Here is a 19,043-nt window from a genome sequence, read left to right on the forward strand (position 1 = left end):
AAGAAATCTCTGAATCCATTCCACCACCGGGCGGTTGCTCATGCTGGATACGCTCGGGATCGCCACCAACTCCTGAAGCAATGTCTGCGGACGAATCATAGCTCTGTCCCGAGCCGCATCTGCAAGCTGCGAAAAGCCTCTACAATCTCATCCTGCATCGCATGACGCCCATCGGCCACGATGACCCGACCATCGACGGCAACATCCCGGATCGCTCTCGGAGACATGCTAAAGACAATATTCGTCAGCAACTCATCGGGCAGACTCCCCGCAATCGAAGCCTCGGAGAGATCGACCGTGAAGAAATCGGCGGCCTTTCCAACCTCCAGCGAACCAGCCACGACCTGCAGCGACCGCGCACCAGCACGTGTCGCAAAATCGAAGAGCAAAACAGGCAAAGACTCACCCTGCCGCCCGTCGAGAACCGCCCGTTGCAAGTGCCGCAGACGCAAATTAGATTCCAGCTCCCGGGCATTTTCAAGCGCATCTGTCTGAGTGTGACTATCAGTTCCAAAGGCAATCGACACGCCCGCATCAATCAAAGCATCCGCATCAAGAATCCCGTCGCCGAGATTTCGCTCCGTCGTAGGACAAGCCCCCACCGTAATCTTTCCACGCCCCATCCGCTCCATCTCGCCAGCCTGCAGATGGATCGCATGGATCGCGGTAAAGTCTGGCGTCATCAGCCCAAGCTCATCGAGAAACTCAAAAGGAGTCGCTCCATATTCAGCAACGCAAGCCTCAATCTCCGCAGGCTGTTCCGCAACGTGCATATGCAGAGGCATACCATGCGTTTGCGCCCAGCACGAAATCGCTTTGAGGTAATCACGTGGCACAGCGCGAACACTATGCGGAGCAAGCCCGAAGCTAACGCTCGAAGCCATCGCTGCAATCTCATTCCGCAACGTCTCCGAATCACCCAAAAACCGCTCCACATCCGGTTCGATAAAACGGATCTGGCCAGAATCCGGCGGAAGCTCGAAGCCTGCACGAACATAGGCACAGCGAAGCAACACGATTCTTATGCCAACACTTTCTGCAGCGCGAATCACCTGTTTCGCCAGGAAATTCGGATCAGCATAGGCCTCGCCCGCGGGCGTGCGATGGAGATAATGAAACTCCCCAACTGTAGTGATGCCCGCAAGCGTCATCTCAAGAAACGCCATGCGGGCGACGTCGTAGATCTCCTCCGGCCTCAGCGCAAGCGCACAGCGATACATGATGTTGCGCCACGACCAGAAATCAGGCCCACTCCTGCGTCTCGACTCCGCCTTGCCACGTAGCGCACGTTGGAAAGAGTGCGAATGAATATCAATCATTCCCGGCAACAGAGCACGACCGGGCAAACGGCGAACACCGGAAACGCCCTCGCCCCCAGCATCCTCCGCCTTCACTGGCCCAATGGAGACGATCGTTCCGGCGTCCGTTACAAGTTCATAACCACTGCGAAAGCGTCCATCAACATAAACAAGATCCGGCCGGTAAGACATGCTCATGCAGCCTGCTTTCGTCCGGCGACCCAGACCTCGCGCACCATATTTTGCCCAAGCGTGTAAGGCAGGTCCCGCCAGTCTGAACTCTCAAGAACAAGTAAATCTGCATGCATTCCAACCTCCAGCCGTCCAACATTCAACAGGCCAAGCGCCGCCGCAGCATTCGCAGTGGACGCGGTCAACGCCTCAGGTGCGGTCAATCCATTCAGCCGTACCGCCAGAGCCATTGCAGCAGATGCGGAGAACAGCGGACTGGAACCAGGATTCAGGTCGGTTCCGATGGCCACCGCAGCTCCGGCATCGATCAGCGCACGACCCGGTGCAGCGGGAAGGCCTAAGTGAAGACTCACCCCCGGCAGGATCGTTGCAATCGTCTTCGACCTCGCAACCAACTCACACTGTTCAAGCGAGCAGGCCTCAAGATGATCGATACTCAGGGCTCCCATCGCCACTCCAACCTCAAGGCCGCCGACTTGCTGAAACTGTTCGGTGTGCAGTTTGATGCTCAAACCAGCTGCCTGCGCGCAAGCGAGCACGATCCTCGCGTCCTCCGCGCTCCAGGCATGACGCTCAACAAAGATGTCCACTGCGGAAGCAAGACCACGCCTTGCAACCTCTAGTATCAGCTCGCTGCAAACCATCTCGCGATAAGCTTGCCGTTCGGCAAACCCGTCAGGGCAGATGTGTACCAGCAACGTGGGTATCAAGCGACTCTGTGTCCGCTGCTGCAATAAGCGGATAGCCTCCAGCATTCGTAACTCTGCTTCGAGGGTGTACCCATAACCAGACTTCACTTCAATTGTCGTAGCGCCAGAACGTTGGAGAGCTTGAATTCGAGGCAATGCAAGCTCCGCCATCTCCTCGATGCTTTTAGCAGCGGTCTCACGAATCGTATGCCAGATCCCGCCGCCTGCCGCAAGAATCTCTTCGTAGGTCGCCCCTGCACTTCGCGCTTCAAAGTCGATGAGACGATCACCTGCCCACACCGCATGGGTATGAGGATCGATAAGTCCAGGAACGACTGCGCGACCGTTCAGATCAATCACCGATTCGGCATCACCGCGCCACTCATGCTCCGGTCCAATCCAGGAAATCACACCCGAATCGATAGCAACTCGCGCCCGTTGAACGATCCGCAGTTGCCCCATCGCCGCCCCGCGCTTCGCTCCTTGCCCAAACGGAGTAACCAACTGGGAGATTCCGGTGAGAAGCAACTCGCTCATTTCGCCCCGGCAGAATCTGTGGTCTGGACGCTCGGCATATCAAGGCCACGCTCAGCCGCGACTCTGTGTGCCTTCTCATACCCCGCATCGGCATGGCGAATCACGCCCATCGCTGGATCGTTCGTAAGACAGAGTCGCAACCGCTGATCGGCCTCCTCGCTGCCGTCTGCCACAGCGACCAACCCGGCATGCTGACTGTATCCCATACCGACACCACCCCCATGATGGAAGCTCATCCACCCCGCTCCGCTCGCGATCCCTGTAGCAAAGTTTAGCAACGCCCAATCGGAAACCGCATCCGAGCCGTCGAGCATAGCCTCGGTCTCACGATACGGACTCGCGACCGACCCAGCATCCAGATGGTCACGACCAATCACAATCGGAGCCCTCAGGCGCCCGTCTCGCACCATTTGATTGAAGAGCAGGCCGGCCTTGTCGCGTTCCCTATAGCCTAACCAGCAAATTCGCGCAGGCAATCCCTGATACGCGACGTGCTCTCCTGCCCAGGGAAGCCACTGATTCAAGCGTGCATCATCAGGAAAAAGTTTGAGCAGCGCCGCATCGGTGGCCGCAATATCAGCCGGATCACCCGAGAGTGCAACCCATCGGAACGGTCCCCGCCCTTCGCAAAAAGAATCACGAATAAACGCAGGAACGAATCCCGGGTAGTCGAATGCGTCGTTTACCCCGGCAATCTTTGCCTGCGCTCGCAGATTGTTGCCGTAGTCAAAACATACGGCGCCCCGGCGCTGCAGCTCCAGAATTGCCTGAACATGCTGAGCGATATCGGCGCGCACACGCTCAAGATATCGCTCCGGTTCCCGACTGCGCTGCGCGGTCAAGTCTTCATCTTCCTTGGCGACCGGCCAGTAGCCGTAGAGTGGGTCATGAGCGCTCGTTTGATCTGTAACAATGTCAGGCACAAAACCAGATCGCACAACCTGCGGCAAGATAGCCGCTGCATTCCCAAGCAAACCTATCGAAACCGCGCGACCCTCTTTGCGAGCCGCCGTTGCCCGCGCAATCGCATCTTCCAGCGACGTCGCCACCTCATCCAGATATCGCGTAGCAATGCGACGCTGAATCCGGCTCTCGTCCACCTCAATACAAATGCTCACGCCTCCTGCAAGTTTCACCGCGAGCGGCTGCGCGCCCCCATGCCCCCCAGTCCGGCAGTCACCGTGATCGTCCCCTTCAACGAACCATTGAAGTACTTCTGCGCTGCTCCTAGAAAGGTCTCGTAGGTCCCTTGAAGGATCCCCTGCGTCCCGATGTAGATCCACGACCCCGCAGTCATCTGCCCATACATCATCAAACCCGCACGATCCAGCTTGTCGAACTCGTCCCAGTTAGCCCAATGTGGCACCAGGTTCGAATTCGCAATCAGCACGCGCGGAGCCATCGGATGCGTCTCCAGCACCGCGACAGCCTTTCCCGACTGCACCAGCATAGTCTCATGGTTCTTTAGACGATCGAGCGTGTGAACCAACGTGTGGTAGGCCTCCCAGTTGCGAGCCGCCTTCCCGCGCCCTCCATAGACGATCAACTCCTCCGGCTTCTCAGCCACCTCCGGATCGAGGTTGTTCATCAACATGCGTTTGGCAGCTTCCTGGATCCAGCCCTGCGCAGTGCGTGTGTCTCCGCGCGGTGCACGAATGGGGGTGTAAGCGCTCATGCGTGAACAACCTCTCGCGTGTTCATTGTTGACGTCCAATCGGTCTTCGTGAGAAATCCATCCGCCGCAGCCATAATTCCCGACAACACGGTATCTCCCTCCCACCCTGGACACACGACTCGAAACGCCCCGCGAGCTGCGTCCAGCATTGGAGACACGGATCGATCACCGCGAAGATCCAGCGCACGCGTCGCCGTGAGCCATTCAATCGCCAACACCATCCGGCAGTGCGTTACAGACTGCATCAACTTCAGCGCAGCAGTCATCCCCATGCTCACAAAGTCTTCCTGATTCCCACTCGTCGGGATCGAGCACGCCGAAGCCGGCGTAGCCAGAACCCGCATCTCGGCGACCAGCGCGGCAGAGGTCACCTGCGCCATCATCAGTCCCGACTCGATCCCCGGCTTCGTAGCCAGAAACGCGGGAAGCCCCTCGTTCAAACTCGGGTTCATCAGCCTCTCCGTTCGCCGTTCAGAGATGCCCGCCAACTGGCAGAGAGCAATCGCAAGCTGATCCAGTACCAGTGCCAGTGGCGCTCCATGAAAATTTCCACCCGAGACGAAATCATCCTCGAACAGCAAAGGATTATCCGTCGCGCTGTTCAACTCAATCGCGAACACCCTCTCCGCCTGACGCAGCGAGTCCCACACCGCCCCATGAACCTGCGGAACGCAGCGCAGGCAATAAGCATCCTGAACACTCGTACTCGAACGATGTCGCGTAGACCCCTCAAGCAACTCGCGTAGAGCCGCCGCGCTATGAACCTGCCCTGGATGGGGACGTGCCGCATGAAGCCTCTCGTCATACGCCGCCGCCGTGCCTCGCAAAGCTTGCAGCGTTAGCGCCGCGGCGATCTGTGCCGACTGAAACAACTCGTCAAGGTCATGCAGCTGCAAGCATCCAATCGCCAGCATCGCCTGCGTTCCGTTAAGCAGCGAGATCCCCTCCTTCGCCTGAAGCTTCAACGACTCCAGTCCGACTCGTTGCAGGCACTCCGCCGCCGGGCGCCGCTCTCCAGCAAAAAAGCCTCGCCTTCACCAATCAGCACCAGCGCCATATGCGCAAGCGGCGCCAGATCTCCGCTCGCACCAACGCTTCCACGCATCGGCACAACCGGAGTGATGCCATAATTCAGCAGGTCGCACAAACGCTCCGCAACCACGGGCCGAATCCCGGACAAGCCCATCGCAAGAATATTTGCTCTGATCAGCATCATCGCCCGCACCACATCCTCGGGCAACGGCTCTCCCACTCCGCAGCAATGCGAGCGCACCAGGTTCAACTGCATCTGCTCAATCCCATCGGCTTCAAGCCGAACATTCGCCAGCAGCCCCACGCCCGTGTTCAACGCATAGACCGCAGTCTGGCTCTGAAGTGCTTCCTCCACCTTGCCGCGTGAAATCTTCATACCGTCCAGAGCCGTCCCCGCGATCAAAGCGGATTCCGCCCCCGGGCGACTCGAACAACCTCATCAATAGTCAACGATCTTCCAGTAAGTTCAACCATACTAAGCAGCATAGAAGAGTAAGTTCAGCTAGGCCATGCAAAGTCAGCGAAAAATGGCCAAATACTCACAGGAAACATTGGAAGAAACAATAAGAAAGAAGTGAATCAATCAAATAGGGCTCGTTCAGCGCACGATACACTGGCAGTAAAGCGTCAGAGATACGACAGATTCTAACGTTGAATTTCAAAAGCGGAGAGGCGGATATCCATGGCTCATGATCTGGATCCCATCGACTACAACATCGTGCGTATGCTTGCCGAAGACGCCCGAACTTCCTACGCAGAGCTTGGCCGCAAGGTAGGTCTTTCGCCCTCCGCCGTAGCCGAGCGAATCCATCAACTGGAGAGCGCCAAAGTCATCCTCGGATACCGCGCCATGCTTGACGAAAAAGCCTTTGGCTACTCGGTCATCGCCTTCATCCGGCTCACTTGCGACAACACCCACTACCGTCCCTTCCTCAAGTTCCTCCCCACCATCGACGCCGTACAGGAGTGCCATCACATCACCGGAGGAGAAGCCTTCCTCATCAAGGTCCGACTCTCCTCCATCGATCAGCTGGAGCCCCTCATCGAACGCCTGCTCCCCTATGGAATGCCCACAACCAGCATGGTCCTCTCGACTCCCGTCTATCGGCAACAGGAGGCATGGCTGCTCAGGCACGCAGGCTTCCCCGCGCCCCAGAAAAAATAGAGATGAACTCACGCGGAAAGTCTATTGCGAAGTAAGTGCTTTCAGATACAAATACTCAAACTCGACTCCGCTATAGAAATCGACAACGCGAATGCGTTCATCGCGGCCATGCGCACGGTCATCATCCCGATCCACACCCATACCCGAGAACCCATAGCTCGGAATCCCCGCATCCATCGTGTAAATACTGTCGGACGCCCCAGTCTCCATCTCAGCGATCACCGGTATCCCGGGCCACATCAACTTCACAGTCGCATCAAGCGGCTTAAACACCACCGGCTCCAGCGGCGGCGGAGCCATCGACTTACGATCCGACCCCTTCTCCAGCACCTCGCCAGAGTTCGTGACATACTGCACCGTCAGCGTCGGATCGGCAAAGATGCGAATCAGCTCCTGGCGAATCTCTTCCTGCGAATGGCCGGGAAAGATGCGGCAGTTCACGTTCGCGACCGAGCTCCCCGGCAGCGCATTGGGCGCATGACCAGCAGACATCATCGTCGCAACGCAGGTCGTATGCAGCAGCGAGTTGTAGATCATGTCCTTCGACAACCGCTGCGCAGCAGCCGCGTCCGGCACAGGCCCCGACACAGCCTTGAGATCCTCCGCCAGCTGTCCCTTCTCCGTCTTCGCACTGCTGGCAAAATAGACGCGCGTCACTTCATTCGTCTCCAGCGGAAACGTGGTCTTCTCCAATCGCCCCAGCGCATCGGCAACATGGTAGATCGCGTTGTCAGGCCGGGGCAGGGAACTGTGTCCTCCCGGATTCGTCGCGGTCACGCGGTAGTCAGCATAGAGCTTCTCGGTCGCCTCCACTCCCATGCTCACAGCTCTGCCCTTCTCCAACTCTGGCCCGCCCGCATCCGGATTTAGCGCAAATGCACTATCAACCAGATCGCGATGATTCTTCAACAGCCAATCCACTCCATTCGACTTCCCACCCTCTTCATCGGCGGTCAAAGCAAGAATGATGTCGCGATCAGGAACAAAGCCCTCACGTCGCATACGGATGAAGCTCTCGACCACTGCAGCGTCGCTGTCCTTCATATCCTGCGTTCCACGGCCGTAAAAATAACCATTCTTTTCGACAAACTGAAACGGATCGGTAGTCCAGTCCGAGCGCTTCGCCTCGACGACATCAATATGACCGATGATCAGAACCGGTTTCAGCGTCGCACCAGGGCGTCCGCGATATCGCGCCACCATATTGCCCTTTCTGTCATTCGGTCCCAACACCACCACGTCCGACTCCGCAAAGCCAGCGTCGAGCAGCCGCCTCCGCATCGCATCCGCCGCGGCGGTCGTGCTGCCAACCGAGTCGCTCGTGTTCGTCTCAATCAACTGCTGAAAGATCTCCCGGGCGAGCGTCTTATCGACATCCGGCAACGGGTTGGACTGAGCAAAAAGCGCAGGCGTCAAAACAACAGAAATCAAACAAGCGGCAATCGATCTCATGCAGCTATCCTTGTGCGTCAAAGTGGAAGATATGGACTTATATTCGCACGAACGCCGTCCCGAACCCCAACCCTCAAAATTCTTGCAACCAGAGTCGTCGTATCCACACTACAAAACAGTTGGGAAGATTCCATCAGAGAGTACTCCCAGGGCACAGCAGGCGCCGACCTTCTAGACAACGCTGCCACCAAACGCTTATTACTCTAAGACACCGTAAGAATTATTCCGATCGCCAAGCGAGTTCTGATGAACCGGAGAAAGTTTCTAGTCGCAACAGGTACCGCACTGGCACACGCAGCCATCCCGAACAGTTGGGGAATGGCAGCCTCCGGACACGAATCCCACGCGGATCTGCGTCTGCGAATCGAGCCTTGCACTCTGGACATCGGTCACGGCGTCCAGATCAACACCGTCGCCTACAACAGTCAGATCCCGGGTCCGCTGCTCCGTTTGAAAAAGGGCAAACCAGTGACGATCGATGTCACGAACGCTTCGAAGAATTCAGACCTCGTCCATTGGCACGGCCTCACCACCGATCCCTTGAACGACGGTGCAGTGGAAGAAGGCTCTCCGTTGATCGCTCCCGGAGCAACGTTGCGCTACCACCTCACTCCCAACCCGTCCGGCACCCGCTGGTATCACACCCATGCCATGGCCATGGGCGATCTCTCCCTCGCAGCCTACACCGGCCAGTTCGGTTTTCTACTCATCGACGGCGCACCCGATCCCGGACGCCACGACAAGGAGATCAACCTCGCAATCCGTCATTGGGGCCCTCACTTCGTCCCGATGGTCGAAACCATGCGCGCCGAATCGCAAAACATGCCACAGACCACCGGCTCCGACGTAGGCTACGATCACGCCACCATCAATGCGCACATGCTCGGCGCAGGTGAGCCTATCCGCGTCAAGCAAGGAGAGCGCGTTCTCTTCCGTCTCCTCAACGGAAGCGCGACCGAAAATGTAGTTCTCGCTCTTCCCGGCCATACGTTCAAAGTCATCGCCATGGATGGAAATCCTGTCCCCAATCCATACTCCGTCGAAGTCCTCTCCCTCGCCGTCGCAGAACGCATCGATGCCATCGTCGAGATGAACACCCCAGGGGTCTGGATTCTTGGTTCAACCCTCAAGGAGAGCCGCGATATCGGCCTTGGAGTCGTCGTCGAGTACTCCGGAAAATCCGGCGAACCCGTCTGGCGCGACCCACAACCTGCCGAATGGGACTACACCCGCTTCGCCGGCGGAGACGCCGCATCAGAGCCGGAAGAAACCTTCACTCTCACCTTCCGCGATGCCGGTGCTCTCAACGGTTCGAAGTTCGACACCTGGACCATCAACGGGGATGCATGGCCCACCGTCAAACCATTGATGGTCAAGCACGGCAAACGCTACCGCATGCTCTTTCGCAACGCCAGCGGCGACCAGCATCCCATCCACTTGCACCGGCACAGCTTTGAAGTCACCAGAATCGAAGATCAACACCTCAGCGGACTTATCAAGGACACCGTCAACGTCATGCCGCTGCAAACCGTTGCCGTAGACTTCGTCGCAGACAACCCAGGCGACTCACTCCTGCACTGCCATCAGCAACTCCACATGGACTACGGCTTCATGCAAATCATCAAGTACACGGACTAGCCCATGGGATTACTGAAAAACGCGAAGGACATGTCCAAAAATTTGAGAAGAATTGTCATCTCGACCGCAGCCGGGCGGCCTTATCGCACGGCGGAGTGGAGAGACCCCCGTATTCGCCTTTGCCGTTGCCTTGCTCACTCTCACGTCCCGTCCTCTATGAGTTTTTGGACAGCTTCTCAGTCGGGAACACGCAGAGTAATCACAGGTATGCTCTTCCGCGTTCCACTCGTTCTCATCGTGGCCTCGTCGATTCTCGGAAACCAGGCACACGTCCTCGCCGCAGCTGGCGCGGCAAAACGGCATACCGCAGCTAACACCGACTGGCCAGTCTACGGCGGTCAAAGCGCAGACGATCACTACTCGCCCCTGCGTCAGATAGACCGCACCAACGTCCACAAGCTAAAAGTAGCGTGGACCTTCGACACCAACGAGCCCGGCGGTCTCCAGACCAATCCGCTCATCGTTGGCCGAGTGCTCTTCGGCTTCACCCCCACACAAAAAGTCATCGCACTCGACGCCGCCACTGGAAAAATCTCTGGACCTTCAGCACCGGCACCCCCGGCCTCCAACCCACACGAGGGCTCAGCTATTGGACCGACGGAACCCAAAGCATCCTCTTCGCTGGCCTCCTCAGCAACCTCTACGCAATCGATCCGGCAACCGGAAAACTCATCTCCTCCTTCGGAGACGGAGGCAAGATCGACCTGCGTAAAGATCTCAACGAAAAAGACGTCACTCAATCCTTCGCAGCCCTCACCACTCCCGGCCTTATCTACAAAGATATGATCATCCTCGGGTTCCGCGCGCCCGAGACCGAGCCTGCCCTGCACGGCGACATCCGCGCCTACGACGTCCACACCGGTAAGCTCCGCTGGATCTTCCACACCATCCCTCTTCCCGGCGAGCCCGGCTACGAGACCTGGCCCAAAGACGCATGGAAGGTCACCGGCTCCGCCAACAACTGGGCCGGCATGGCCCTCGACGAAAAGCGCGGCATCGTCTACGTCCCCACCGGCTCCGCCGTCAACGACTTCTACGGCTTCGACCGCATCGGCGACGACCTCTACGCCAATACCCTCCTCGCACTCGACGCCAACACCGGCCAACGCCTCTGGCACTTTCAAGGCGTCCACCACGACATCTGGGACCGCGACTTCCCCTCGCCTCCATCTCTCGTCACCGTCCGCTCGCACGGCAAACAAGTCGACGCCATAGCCCAGACCACGAAACAGGGTTATCTCTTCCTCTTCGACCGCACCAACGGCAAGCCGCTCTTCCCCATCGAAGAGCACGCCTTCCCCGCCACCACCACCCCCGGCGAAAAAGCCTCGCCCACCCAGCCCATCCCATCCATCCCAGCGCCCTACGCCCGCCAACTCCTCACCGCCGACATGCTGACCACCCGCACCCCCGAAGCTCACGCCTGGGCAACCGAGCAGTTCAAATCCTTCATCAGCAACGGCATCTTCGTCCCCTTCACCGTCGACAAGCAAACCGTCGTCTTCCCCGGCTTCGACGGCGGCGCCGAATGGGGTGGCTCAGCAGTAGACACAAAAACCGGCGTCATCTACATCAACGCGAACGACATCGTCTGGACCGGCGGCCTCACCGAAAACAAGCAAGGCGGCAGCCTCGGCTCCAACGTCTACCAAAGCCAATGCTCCATCTGCCACGGAGGCGACCGCAAAGGCAATCCCCCCGCCTTCCCCTCACTCATCGACGAACAAAAGCGTCTCTCCGACGCCCAGGTCACCGAGATCATCCACAACGGCAAGGGCCGCATGCCCTCCTTCCCCAACGTCGAAGCCGCCCGCCTCACCGCCGTCCTCGAATATCTAAAAACCGGCGACACTGGCGGAGCCGCAACCACCGCACCCAAATCCGCCAACCGCAACGAGATCGCCGGCGCCAAGATCTACGACAAAAACTGCGCCATCTGCCACGGCGATGACCTCCTCGGCGCACCCTCCAACTACCCCGGCCTCCTCGGCGTCCGCCTCCGCCTCACCGACCAGCAGATCCTCGCCAACGTCCACAACGGCAAGGGCCGCATGCCCTCCTTCCACAAGCTCTCCGACGCCGACACTACCGCCCTCCTCCGCTTCCTCGGCGACAGCGCCTCGCCCATGATCGAAGCCGCCGTCACCTCCAACAACTCCTCTAAGAAGGAAGTCGAATCCGCCCTAGCCCCACCCGGAGGCCTCGCCAAGTACCGCTTCACCGGCTACCGCAAGTTCCTCGACCCCGACGGCTACCCCGCCGTCCAGCCACCCTGGGGCACCCTCAACGCCATCGACCTCAACACTGGCCGCTACCTTTGGAAGATCCCCCTCGGCAACTATCCCGAATTAGCCGCCAAAGGCCTCAAAGACACCGGCACCGAAAACTACGGCGGCCTCATCGTCACCGCCAGCGGCATCGTCTTCATCGCCGCCACCAACTTCGACCACACCATCCGCGCCTTCGACAGCCGCACCGGCGCGCTCCTCTGGCAAGGCGACCTGCCCTACGCCGGCAACGCCACCCCCGCCACCTATATGGTCGACGGCCGCCAGTACGTCGTCATCGCCACCAGCAACGCGCGCAACCCCAAAGGCCCACAGGGAGCAGCCTACGTCGCCTTCGCCCTGCCATAAAATTTCGTGCCATAGAATCACTCACAACAAGAAAAGCAGCAAAGAAGGGAAGCCACCAACGTGAACATGCAGATCAGAGTACGACTCGGCGCAATGATGTTCCTCGAGTACTTCATCTGGGGAGCCTGGTACGTCACCGTCGGCACCTGGCTCGCCTCTTCTCTGCACTTCACCGGCCAACAAATCGGCCTCGCCGCCGGCACCACCGCCGTCGGCGCCATGATCGCTCCCTTCTTCGTCGGCCTCATCGCCGACAAACTCTTCGCCACCCAGCGCGTCCTCGCCGGACTCCATCTCCTCGGCGGCATCCTCCTCTTCCTCGCCTCGCAACAAATCGTCTTCAGCGCCATCTACCCACTGCTTCTCCTCTACTGCCTCTGCTTCATGCCGACCCTCGCCCTCACCAACTCGCTGGCCTTCCGTCAAATGTCCGACCCCAAGCTGGAGTTCGGCCCCATCCGCGTCCTCGGCACCGCTGGCTGGATCACCGCCGGCCTCCTCGTAGGCACCCTTCGCCTCGAAGCCACCTCCCGCCCCCTGCAACTCGCCGCCGCCCTCTCGATCCTGATGGCCCTCTACTGCCTCACCCTCCCCGACACACCACCACTCGCCCGCGAAGGCCGCTTCTCCCTCTCCAGCATCTTCCCCCGCGAAGCCATCGCCCTCCTCCGCGAACGATCCATGGCCGTCTTCGCCATCGCATCTTTCCTGATCTGCATCCCGCTGCAGTTCTACTACGCCTTCACCAACCTCTTCCTCAACGAGTCAGGCGTCCACAACGCCGCAGGCAAGATGACCGGCGGCCAGATGTCCGAGCTCTTCTGCATGCTCCTCATCCCCTGGTTCTTCCGTCGCCTCGGCGTCAAATACATGCTCGTCGCCGGCATGTCGGCCTGGGTCCTCCGCTATCTCCTCTTCGCTTTCGGCAACGCCGACAGCAAAGTCTGGATGTTCTGGCTTGGCATTCTCCTCCATGGCATCTGCTACGACTTCTTCTTCGTCACCGGTCAGATCTACATCGACCGCAAAGCATCAGCGGCATTACGTGCCGCCGCACAGGGCCTCATTACCTTCATCACCTACGGCGCGGGCATGTTCGTAGGCTCCTGGCTCTCAGGCGCAATCGTAGAGCGATACACAACAACCTCCGCAACCGGGGCAACGGTTCACTCGTGGCCTTCCATCTGGATCGTCGCCGCCTCCGCATCAGCGGCAGTCCTCGTGCTCTTCTTAGTTACCTTCACCGACAAGGAAAACGCACCGGTCACAGCAGCTGAAAGCGCAGGCGCAACCCCCATCGAAGCGCCTCTCTAGCCAGAAAAATGTCCTGCCGGACGGGCCCACTGCGCGTGGTGCGGTCACTTGGTGACGTGTATACCGCTTCGCTCGGCGCTCCCGTTGGTCGCCAAGAAAGATGATTCCGACCAACGGGAGGACCACGCGAAGCTCTAAAAAGGCGTGCGAACGCCCGCCCCACGCGTAGTGGGCCCGTCCGGCAGGACACGCGCCTCTAAGCCCACCAAGCCTCCACAGGAGGCTCCTTCAGCAGCACACGCGAAAGCATCCCAATCGCCGACGAAAGCCCCTCATGCGTAGAAGCTAGAGCATCCTCATGTTCGATACTCATCACATAGTCATACCCCACCAGCCGCAGCGCAGAAGCAATCCGCTTCCACTCCAACTCACCATGCCCCCACCCCACCGAACGAAACAACCACGACCTCTTCGCCATCTCACGATAACTCTTCGTATCCAGCACGCCATTCACGTCGCGCATCGCGGAATTTATCGCGACATCTTTCGCATGAAAGTGAAAGATCGCATCCCCCAGCGCAGCAATCGCCGCAGGAATATCGATCCCCTGCCACCAAAGATGGCTCGGATCCAAATTGATTCCAACCGAATCCCCCACAGCCCCACGCAGCTTCAAAACAGTCTCCGGGTTGTACACGCAAAACCCCGGATGAGCCTCCAGCGCCACCTTCACTCCAGCATTCTTCGCAAACTGAGCAGCACCCTTCCAGTAGGGAATCAGCCGCTCCTCCCACTGCCAGGCCAGCGCGTCCGAAAACTCAGGAGGCCAAGCCGCCGTAATCCAGTTCGGCGTCACATCCTGCGCCGACCCACCCGGGCATCCAGAAAATGTAACTACTACAGGAACATTAATCTGCTCCGCCAGCCGCACCGTCTTCCTCAGTAGCTGATCGTCGCGCTCAGCAATCTCCTTCTTCGGATGCACCGGATTCCCGTGGCACGACAGCGCGCTGATCGAAAGCCCCGCGTCCTCCAACTTCGACCGATACGTCCGCGCCGCCTCTTTACTCGCAAGCAAACCATCCAGATCGAGATGGCTGCTCCCCGGCCATCCACCAGTCCCAATCTCCAGTGCCTCAATCTGTGGATACTTCTTCAACTCCACCAGCAGCGCATCCAGCGTCAACCCATTGAATATCGGCGTAAACAACCCTAACCGCATCGAAACTCTCCTTAACCCAAAAGGTCACAAACGTTTTGCAGTACCCGATAAAACGTCATCTCGACCGCAGTCGCGCAGTCTCATCGCGCGACGTAGTGGAGAGACCCCGTATTTCGCCTTTGCTGTTGCTGTTGCTGTTGCAGTTGTCGTTGTCGTTGTCGTTGTCGTTGTCGTTGCAGTTGCAGTTGCAGTTGCAGTTGCCGTTGTCGTTGCAGTTGCCGTTGCTGTTGCAGTTGCCGTTGCCGTTGCTGTTGCCTGTTCTACCCAGCAACCTTCCGTCAATTCCCCATGAATCGTCATCTCGACCGAAGTCGCGCAGCTTCATCGCGCGACGTAGTGGAGAGACCCCGCATTTGTTTTTGCTTTTGCCGTTGTTGTTGCCTCTCTGGTTGTCATATTGAAGGGGATCTGCGGTTGTACTCATTAACTCAAACCGCAGGCTTCACCTTCTCATGCAAATGCTTCTGCATCGACTCCAGCGTAAACCCCTTCGTCTCCGGATACACAAACAGCACCACAAAAAACTGCACCACCATCATCACCGCAAAGAAGAAAAACGGAATCGACTTCGAGTAACGTGCCAGCACCGGAAAGATGCTCGCAATCAAAGCATTCGTAATCCAATGCGCCGACGAACCAAGGCTTTGCCCCTTCGAGCGAACGCTCGTCGGAAACACCTCGCTGATATAAACCCAAATCACCGCACCCTGCGAGAACGCGAAGAAAACAATATAAGCAATCAACACCACCAGCAGAAACTGCTGATGCGACTGAGTCTGGAAGATCATTGCCGCTGCCAGAAGGCACACGCCACAACCCACGGCCCCAATAAGCAGCAGCTTCTTCCGCCCAACCTTATCGATCAGCGAAACTCCCGCCAGCGTCGCCACCAGGTTCATCGCACCAATCGCCACCGCCTGCAGATCGCTCGATACTTGGCTGAACCCGGCACTCGCAAAGATATCGTTCAGGTAGTAAAGAATCGCATTGATCCCCGTCAGTTGATTGAACATCCCAATCGAAATCGCAAGAAAGATCGGCAGTCTGTTCTGCGGAGAGAATAACTTCGTAGCCGACTCCAGCCTCTCCTGACGAATCGACTCGATAATCTCCTGCACCTCGGCTTCAGAATCAGGCGATCCCATCTGCTGCAGCGTTAGCGTAGCCTCGGCAATCCGGTTCTGCGTAATCAGCCAGCGCGAACTCTGCGGCACACTCAGCAACATAATCAGGAAGAGCAGCGCTGGAACAAACGCCACTCCAATCTGCACCCTCCACTGAATCGCACCGAGCGCAAAGTGAGCCACAATCGCATTCGACATATACGCCAGCAGAATTCCAACCACCACGTTGATCTGAAACAGCCCCACCATCCGCCCACGCCACTTAGCCGGCGAAAGCTCGGCAATATAAACCGGCCCCAGCACCGAAGAGCCGCCAATCCCCAACCCGCCAAGAAACCGGAAGAACAAAAAGATGGTCCAACTACCCGCCAGCGCGCACCCAAGCGCCGAGATCACATACAGCACCGCCATCCATCGCAGCGCCTTACGGCTGCCCAGCTTTTGGCCCAGCGCGCCACTGCCCATCGCCCCTATCACCGTGCCCCACAGCGCGATCGAAACCGTGAAGCCAAGATTCGCCGGAGACAGTTGATACTTGTCCGTCAGTGCATGGGTAATTCCTGCGATCACAGCCGTGTCGAAGCCAAACAGCAGGCCGCCAAGCGCGCCGGTAACAGCACTCTTGGCCAGAAGAAGAACGGAACTGGTCTTTGAAGTCGTCATAAGGGCAATGCCTATCCTAGCCGCTGGAGCCCAAAATCGACCAAGTCTTGACCAGCCAAATTTCATGACCCAAAAATAACCAAACAAATCTTCGCCAAAGTTGGCGTATGAGTTATGTCCAAATCGCTACAATTAAGGTAGAGATCGAAACCACTGGCTGCCGCAGCGAAAAGCTGCCGCAGCCCTTGGCATTTAAACGTCCACAACAGACCGCAAACTCACCATGAAAGGCCAGCAAAACACCACGCCATACCATCGCTCCGTAACACGGAGAACTCACCGCACGTACCGCTAACTCCAACAAAACAAGTATTTTGTACCTAACTCCCATGGATGCAATATTTTAGCGACCTACCATGCCGCTAAACCATTGCATCCCTTAGACTTACTCCCAAAATACCCCTAAGGGGAGGGTAGTGATCACTCGATGAGGAGCCAGAAAAATTCGAAAACTGCCACCAAGCCGCAAGTCCAGTGGAGACCGTTGGCAAAGTCACACCCGTCTCTGGAGTCCCTGCAACCGCCAAGAGAAATGTCATGAAAGCCCACACATTGACCGTCGGAGACCCACTTCAGCCTCCTTCCCGAAGAAACCTGTAACCTTATTGATTGAAATTCGCTCACATCCTGCTACCCTTATAACTAATGGCGAAATATCGCCTTATGAAAGTAGGACGCATCATGGCAAACGGAACAGTGAAATGGTTCAACGACGCAAAAGGTTTTGGCTTCATCACCCCGGAAGACGGTGGAGAGGATCTCTTCGCGCATTACTCTGCAATTAACTCCAGCGGCTTCAAGTCCCTCCAGGAAGGCCAGCGCGTAACGTTTGACATCACCACTGGCCCCAAGGGCAAGCAGGCTGCAAACATCCAGCCCGCCTAAGTCCCACCATCTCTCGCGGCCAGCTGCAAAACCAGACAGAGCAGCCCCGCGCCCAACAAAAGCTACACAAGGGTTGCAATGGACGCCTGTCGTCCCTTGCAACCCTACGCATTTCACCCTCCACCCCCGCCGTAAGCCATACAACTATCGAGTGATTCTGTACCTCATTGGTAACTGCTAAGTTACCTCCACTGCGATCCAGCAGGAGGTCTCCCCATGACTCGAATGCACCAAATCTCCCTCCTCTTCACCCTCATCCCTTCAACCGTAACCTTCGCCGCCAGCGTCCCCCAGACTATCCTTCCCGATAACGTAATCACCTGTCAGCCCAATGCAAACTGTGTCAGCAAGAAGCTTCACGGTCGTAACTATAAGGTGATCAACTCCCCGCGCTTCACGGTCATGGTCTCCATCTCTCAAGAGGGTCCCTACACCCGTGCTGACGTCAGCATCGCCAACAACACCGTCCTGCCCCAGAATGTGACTCCGGAAGATTTTCGCGTTGAGGTTATCACCCCAAAGCCCAAGGTATTGCTGTACGTCTCTCCTAATGACGTGAAGAATCTTCCTCCGGCCCCCACCCCACAACCTTCCTCTTCCCCAGCCCCTCAGCTTGGTTCCTCTTTGCTCCCCCGACAGTTTGCCGCATTGACCGGCTCGGATGTCGTCTCATCACAAAATCCGAACACCGGCCAATTCGACGCTGAAGCAAAAAATAGAGCGGCTGACCAAGCTAGCGAACATCCTCTCGAGGCAACGTCCTTGTCTCCTAACGAAGTTGCTAGTGGCCGCGTCTACTTCGAGCGTGTCAAACACGAGCAACTTGTAAATATCGTTCTGCCAATCGCCGGTCTAGTATTCGAATTTCCCTACAACATGAAATAAGCCGGAGGCTGACCGACCCTGCTGAATCCCACGAACAACTGGCCAGCATGTCTGTGTCTAACTCGATCGTGGACTGTCAAGCTATCATCAAGCCATGACCGCCGACGACCGAGCGAAAAATATCAAGGTTCTTATCTTCGACGTAGATGGAGTCTTAACAGACGGACAGATCTTCGTCATTCCAAACTCAGAAGGCCACGGAATCGAAGCAAAAGGCTTTGCTGCCCACGACGGGCTCGGAATCTCCCTTGGCCGTCTCGGCGGCCTCCGCATCGGAATCATCACCAAACGCCAATCTCAGACCGTAGCCATTCGCGCCCGTGACCTTAAGCTGGAGTTTGTCTACCAAGGCCAGTCCCACAAGATGAACGCGATCAACGAAATCCTCGAGAAGACCGGCTGCACACTCGAGCAGCTTGCCTATGTTGGCGACGACATCGTTGACCTTCCGGTCATGCGCCGGTGCGGCCTCGCCATCGCCACCGCCAATGCTCGTCAGCAGGTGAAATCCGCGGCTCACTTCGTTACCCCGAATCCCGGCGGGTTTGGAGGCGGCCGCGACGCCATTGACTTCATCCTCTCGGCTCAGGGAACTCTTGAAAAAGTGATTGAGCAGTACCTCGATGAATCGAGCACCGCAGCTTCTGCCTCCGATGTCGGCACCGGCAATATGTAGATAACAAAGGGGCGAATAAA

Annotated in this window: 14 protein-coding genes and 2 pseudogenes; 8 read left to right on the plus strand and 8 right to left on the minus strand. The window is 57.7% G+C overall.

The window, feature by feature from the left end; all coding sequences use genetic code 11:
• Nucleotides 1-95: 95 nt before the first annotated feature.
• From RBB80_RS13270 to hutH, 4 genes and pseudogenes are all read right to left on the minus strand, one after another.
• On the minus strand, nt 96-1,496 hold the full coding sequence (locus tag RBB80_RS13270; RefSeq protein ID WP_433968669.1) for a formimidoylglutamate deiminase: 1,401 nt from the start codon (nt 1,494-1,496) through the stop codon (nt 96-98).
• Complete coding sequence (hutI, locus tag RBB80_RS13275) at nt 1,493-2,716, minus strand: imidazolonepropionase (RefSeq protein ID WP_433968671.1); 1,224 nt, start codon at nt 2,714-2,716, stop codon at nt 1,493-1,495. Before hutI ends, RBB80_RS13270 begins: the two co-directional genes overlap by 4 nt.
• Nucleotides 2,713-4,391, minus strand: a pseudogene (gene hutU / locus RBB80_RS13280) (urocanate hydratase). The gene hutI and the pseudogene hutU overlap by 4 nt, the downstream one beginning before the upstream one ends.
• Nucleotides 4,388-5,799 (minus strand): annotated as a pseudogene (hutH, locus tag RBB80_RS13285) (histidine ammonia-lyase). Before hutH ends, hutU begins: the two co-directional pseudogenes overlap by 4 nt.
• Nucleotides 5,800-6,105: 306 nt before the next feature.
• Between hutH and RBB80_RS13290 the strand changes: the two are divergent.
• Entirely contained in the window at nt 6,106-6,588 is a 483-nt protein-coding gene (locus RBB80_RS13290) for an Lrp/AsnC family transcriptional regulator (RefSeq protein WP_433968672.1), read from the plus strand.
• Nucleotides 6,589-6,609: 21 nt separating this feature from the next.
• Here RBB80_RS13290 and RBB80_RS13295 read toward each other — a convergent pair whose 3' ends face one another.
• Nucleotides 6,610-8,040, minus strand: coding sequence for a M20/M25/M40 family metallo-hydrolase (locus RBB80_RS13295; RefSeq protein ID WP_433968674.1), 1,431 nt, complete (start codon nt 8,038-8,040; stop codon nt 6,610-6,612).
• A 246-nt stretch (nt 8,041-8,286) separates the two neighbouring features.
• Between RBB80_RS13295 and RBB80_RS13300 the strand changes: the two genes are divergently transcribed.
• The 4 genes from RBB80_RS13300 (at nt 8,287) to RBB80_RS13315 (ending at nt 13,628) form a co-directional block, all read left to right on the plus strand.
• Nucleotides 8,287-9,678, plus strand: a complete 1,392-nt coding sequence (locus tag RBB80_RS13300; protein ID WP_433968676.1) for a multicopper oxidase family protein — start codon at nt 8,287-8,289, stop codon at nt 9,676-9,678.
• A 207-nt stretch (nt 9,679-9,885) separates the two neighbouring features.
• On the plus strand, nt 9,886-10,464 hold the full coding sequence (locus RBB80_RS13305) for a hypothetical protein (protein ID WP_433968678.1): 579 nt from the start codon (nt 9,886-9,888) through the stop codon (nt 10,462-10,464).
• Complete coding sequence (locus RBB80_RS13310) at nt 10,461-12,314, plus strand: c-type cytochrome (protein WP_433968680.1); 1,854 nt, start codon at nt 10,461-10,463, stop codon at nt 12,312-12,314. The genes RBB80_RS13305 and RBB80_RS13310 overlap by 4 nt, the downstream gene beginning before the upstream one ends.
• Nucleotides 12,315-12,380: 66 nt before the next feature.
• Nucleotides 12,381-13,628, plus strand: a complete 1,248-nt coding sequence (locus tag RBB80_RS13315; RefSeq protein ID WP_433969659.1) for an MFS transporter — start codon at nt 12,381-12,383, stop codon at nt 13,626-13,628.
• A 196-nt stretch (nt 13,629-13,824) separates the two neighbouring features.
• On the opposite strand, the gene RBB80_RS13320 is transcribed toward RBB80_RS13315, so the two are convergent.
• The 3 genes from RBB80_RS13320 to RBB80_RS13330 are packed head-to-tail and all read right to left on the minus strand — an operon-like array spanning nt 13,825 to nt 16,577.
• A complete protein-coding gene (locus RBB80_RS13320) occupies nt 13,825-14,790 on the minus strand; it encodes a sugar phosphate isomerase/epimerase family protein (protein ID WP_433968681.1) in 966 nt (321 codons plus the stop codon).
• A 55-nt stretch (nt 14,791-14,845) separates the two neighbouring features.
• Nucleotides 14,846-15,214 (minus strand): hypothetical protein, encoded by a 369-nt coding sequence (locus RBB80_RS13325; protein WP_433968682.1) that lies wholly within the window; start codon nt 15,212-15,214, stop codon nt 14,846-14,848.
• Nucleotides 15,215-15,218: 4 nt separating this feature from the next.
• Complete coding sequence (locus RBB80_RS13330) at nt 15,219-16,577, minus strand: sugar porter family MFS transporter (RefSeq protein ID WP_433968683.1); 1,359 nt, start codon at nt 16,575-16,577, stop codon at nt 15,219-15,221.
• A 681-nt stretch (nt 16,578-17,258) separates the two neighbouring features.
• Here RBB80_RS13330 and RBB80_RS13335 point away from each other — a divergent pair.
• From RBB80_RS13335 to RBB80_RS13345, 3 genes are all read left to right on the plus strand, one after another.
• On the plus strand, nt 17,259-17,462 hold the full coding sequence (locus RBB80_RS13335; protein ID WP_020712649.1) for a cold-shock protein: 204 nt from the start codon (nt 17,259-17,261) through the stop codon (nt 17,460-17,462).
• A 216-nt stretch (nt 17,463-17,678) separates the two neighbouring features.
• Nucleotides 17,679-18,347 (plus strand): hypothetical protein, encoded by a 669-nt coding sequence (locus tag RBB80_RS13340; protein ID WP_433968685.1) that lies wholly within the window; start codon nt 17,679-17,681, stop codon nt 18,345-18,347.
• Nucleotides 18,348-18,441: 94 nt separating this feature from the next.
• Nucleotides 18,442-19,023 (plus strand): KdsC family phosphatase, encoded by a 582-nt coding sequence (locus RBB80_RS13345; protein WP_433968686.1) that lies wholly within the window; start codon nt 18,442-18,444, stop codon nt 19,021-19,023.
• Nucleotides 19,024-19,043 lie beyond the last annotated feature (20 nt).

This window comes from Tunturiibacter gelidiferens, assembly GCF_051013345.1.
Taxonomy (GTDB): Bacteria; Acidobacteriota; Terriglobia; order Terriglobales; family Acidobacteriaceae; genus Edaphobacter; species Edaphobacter gelidiferens_A.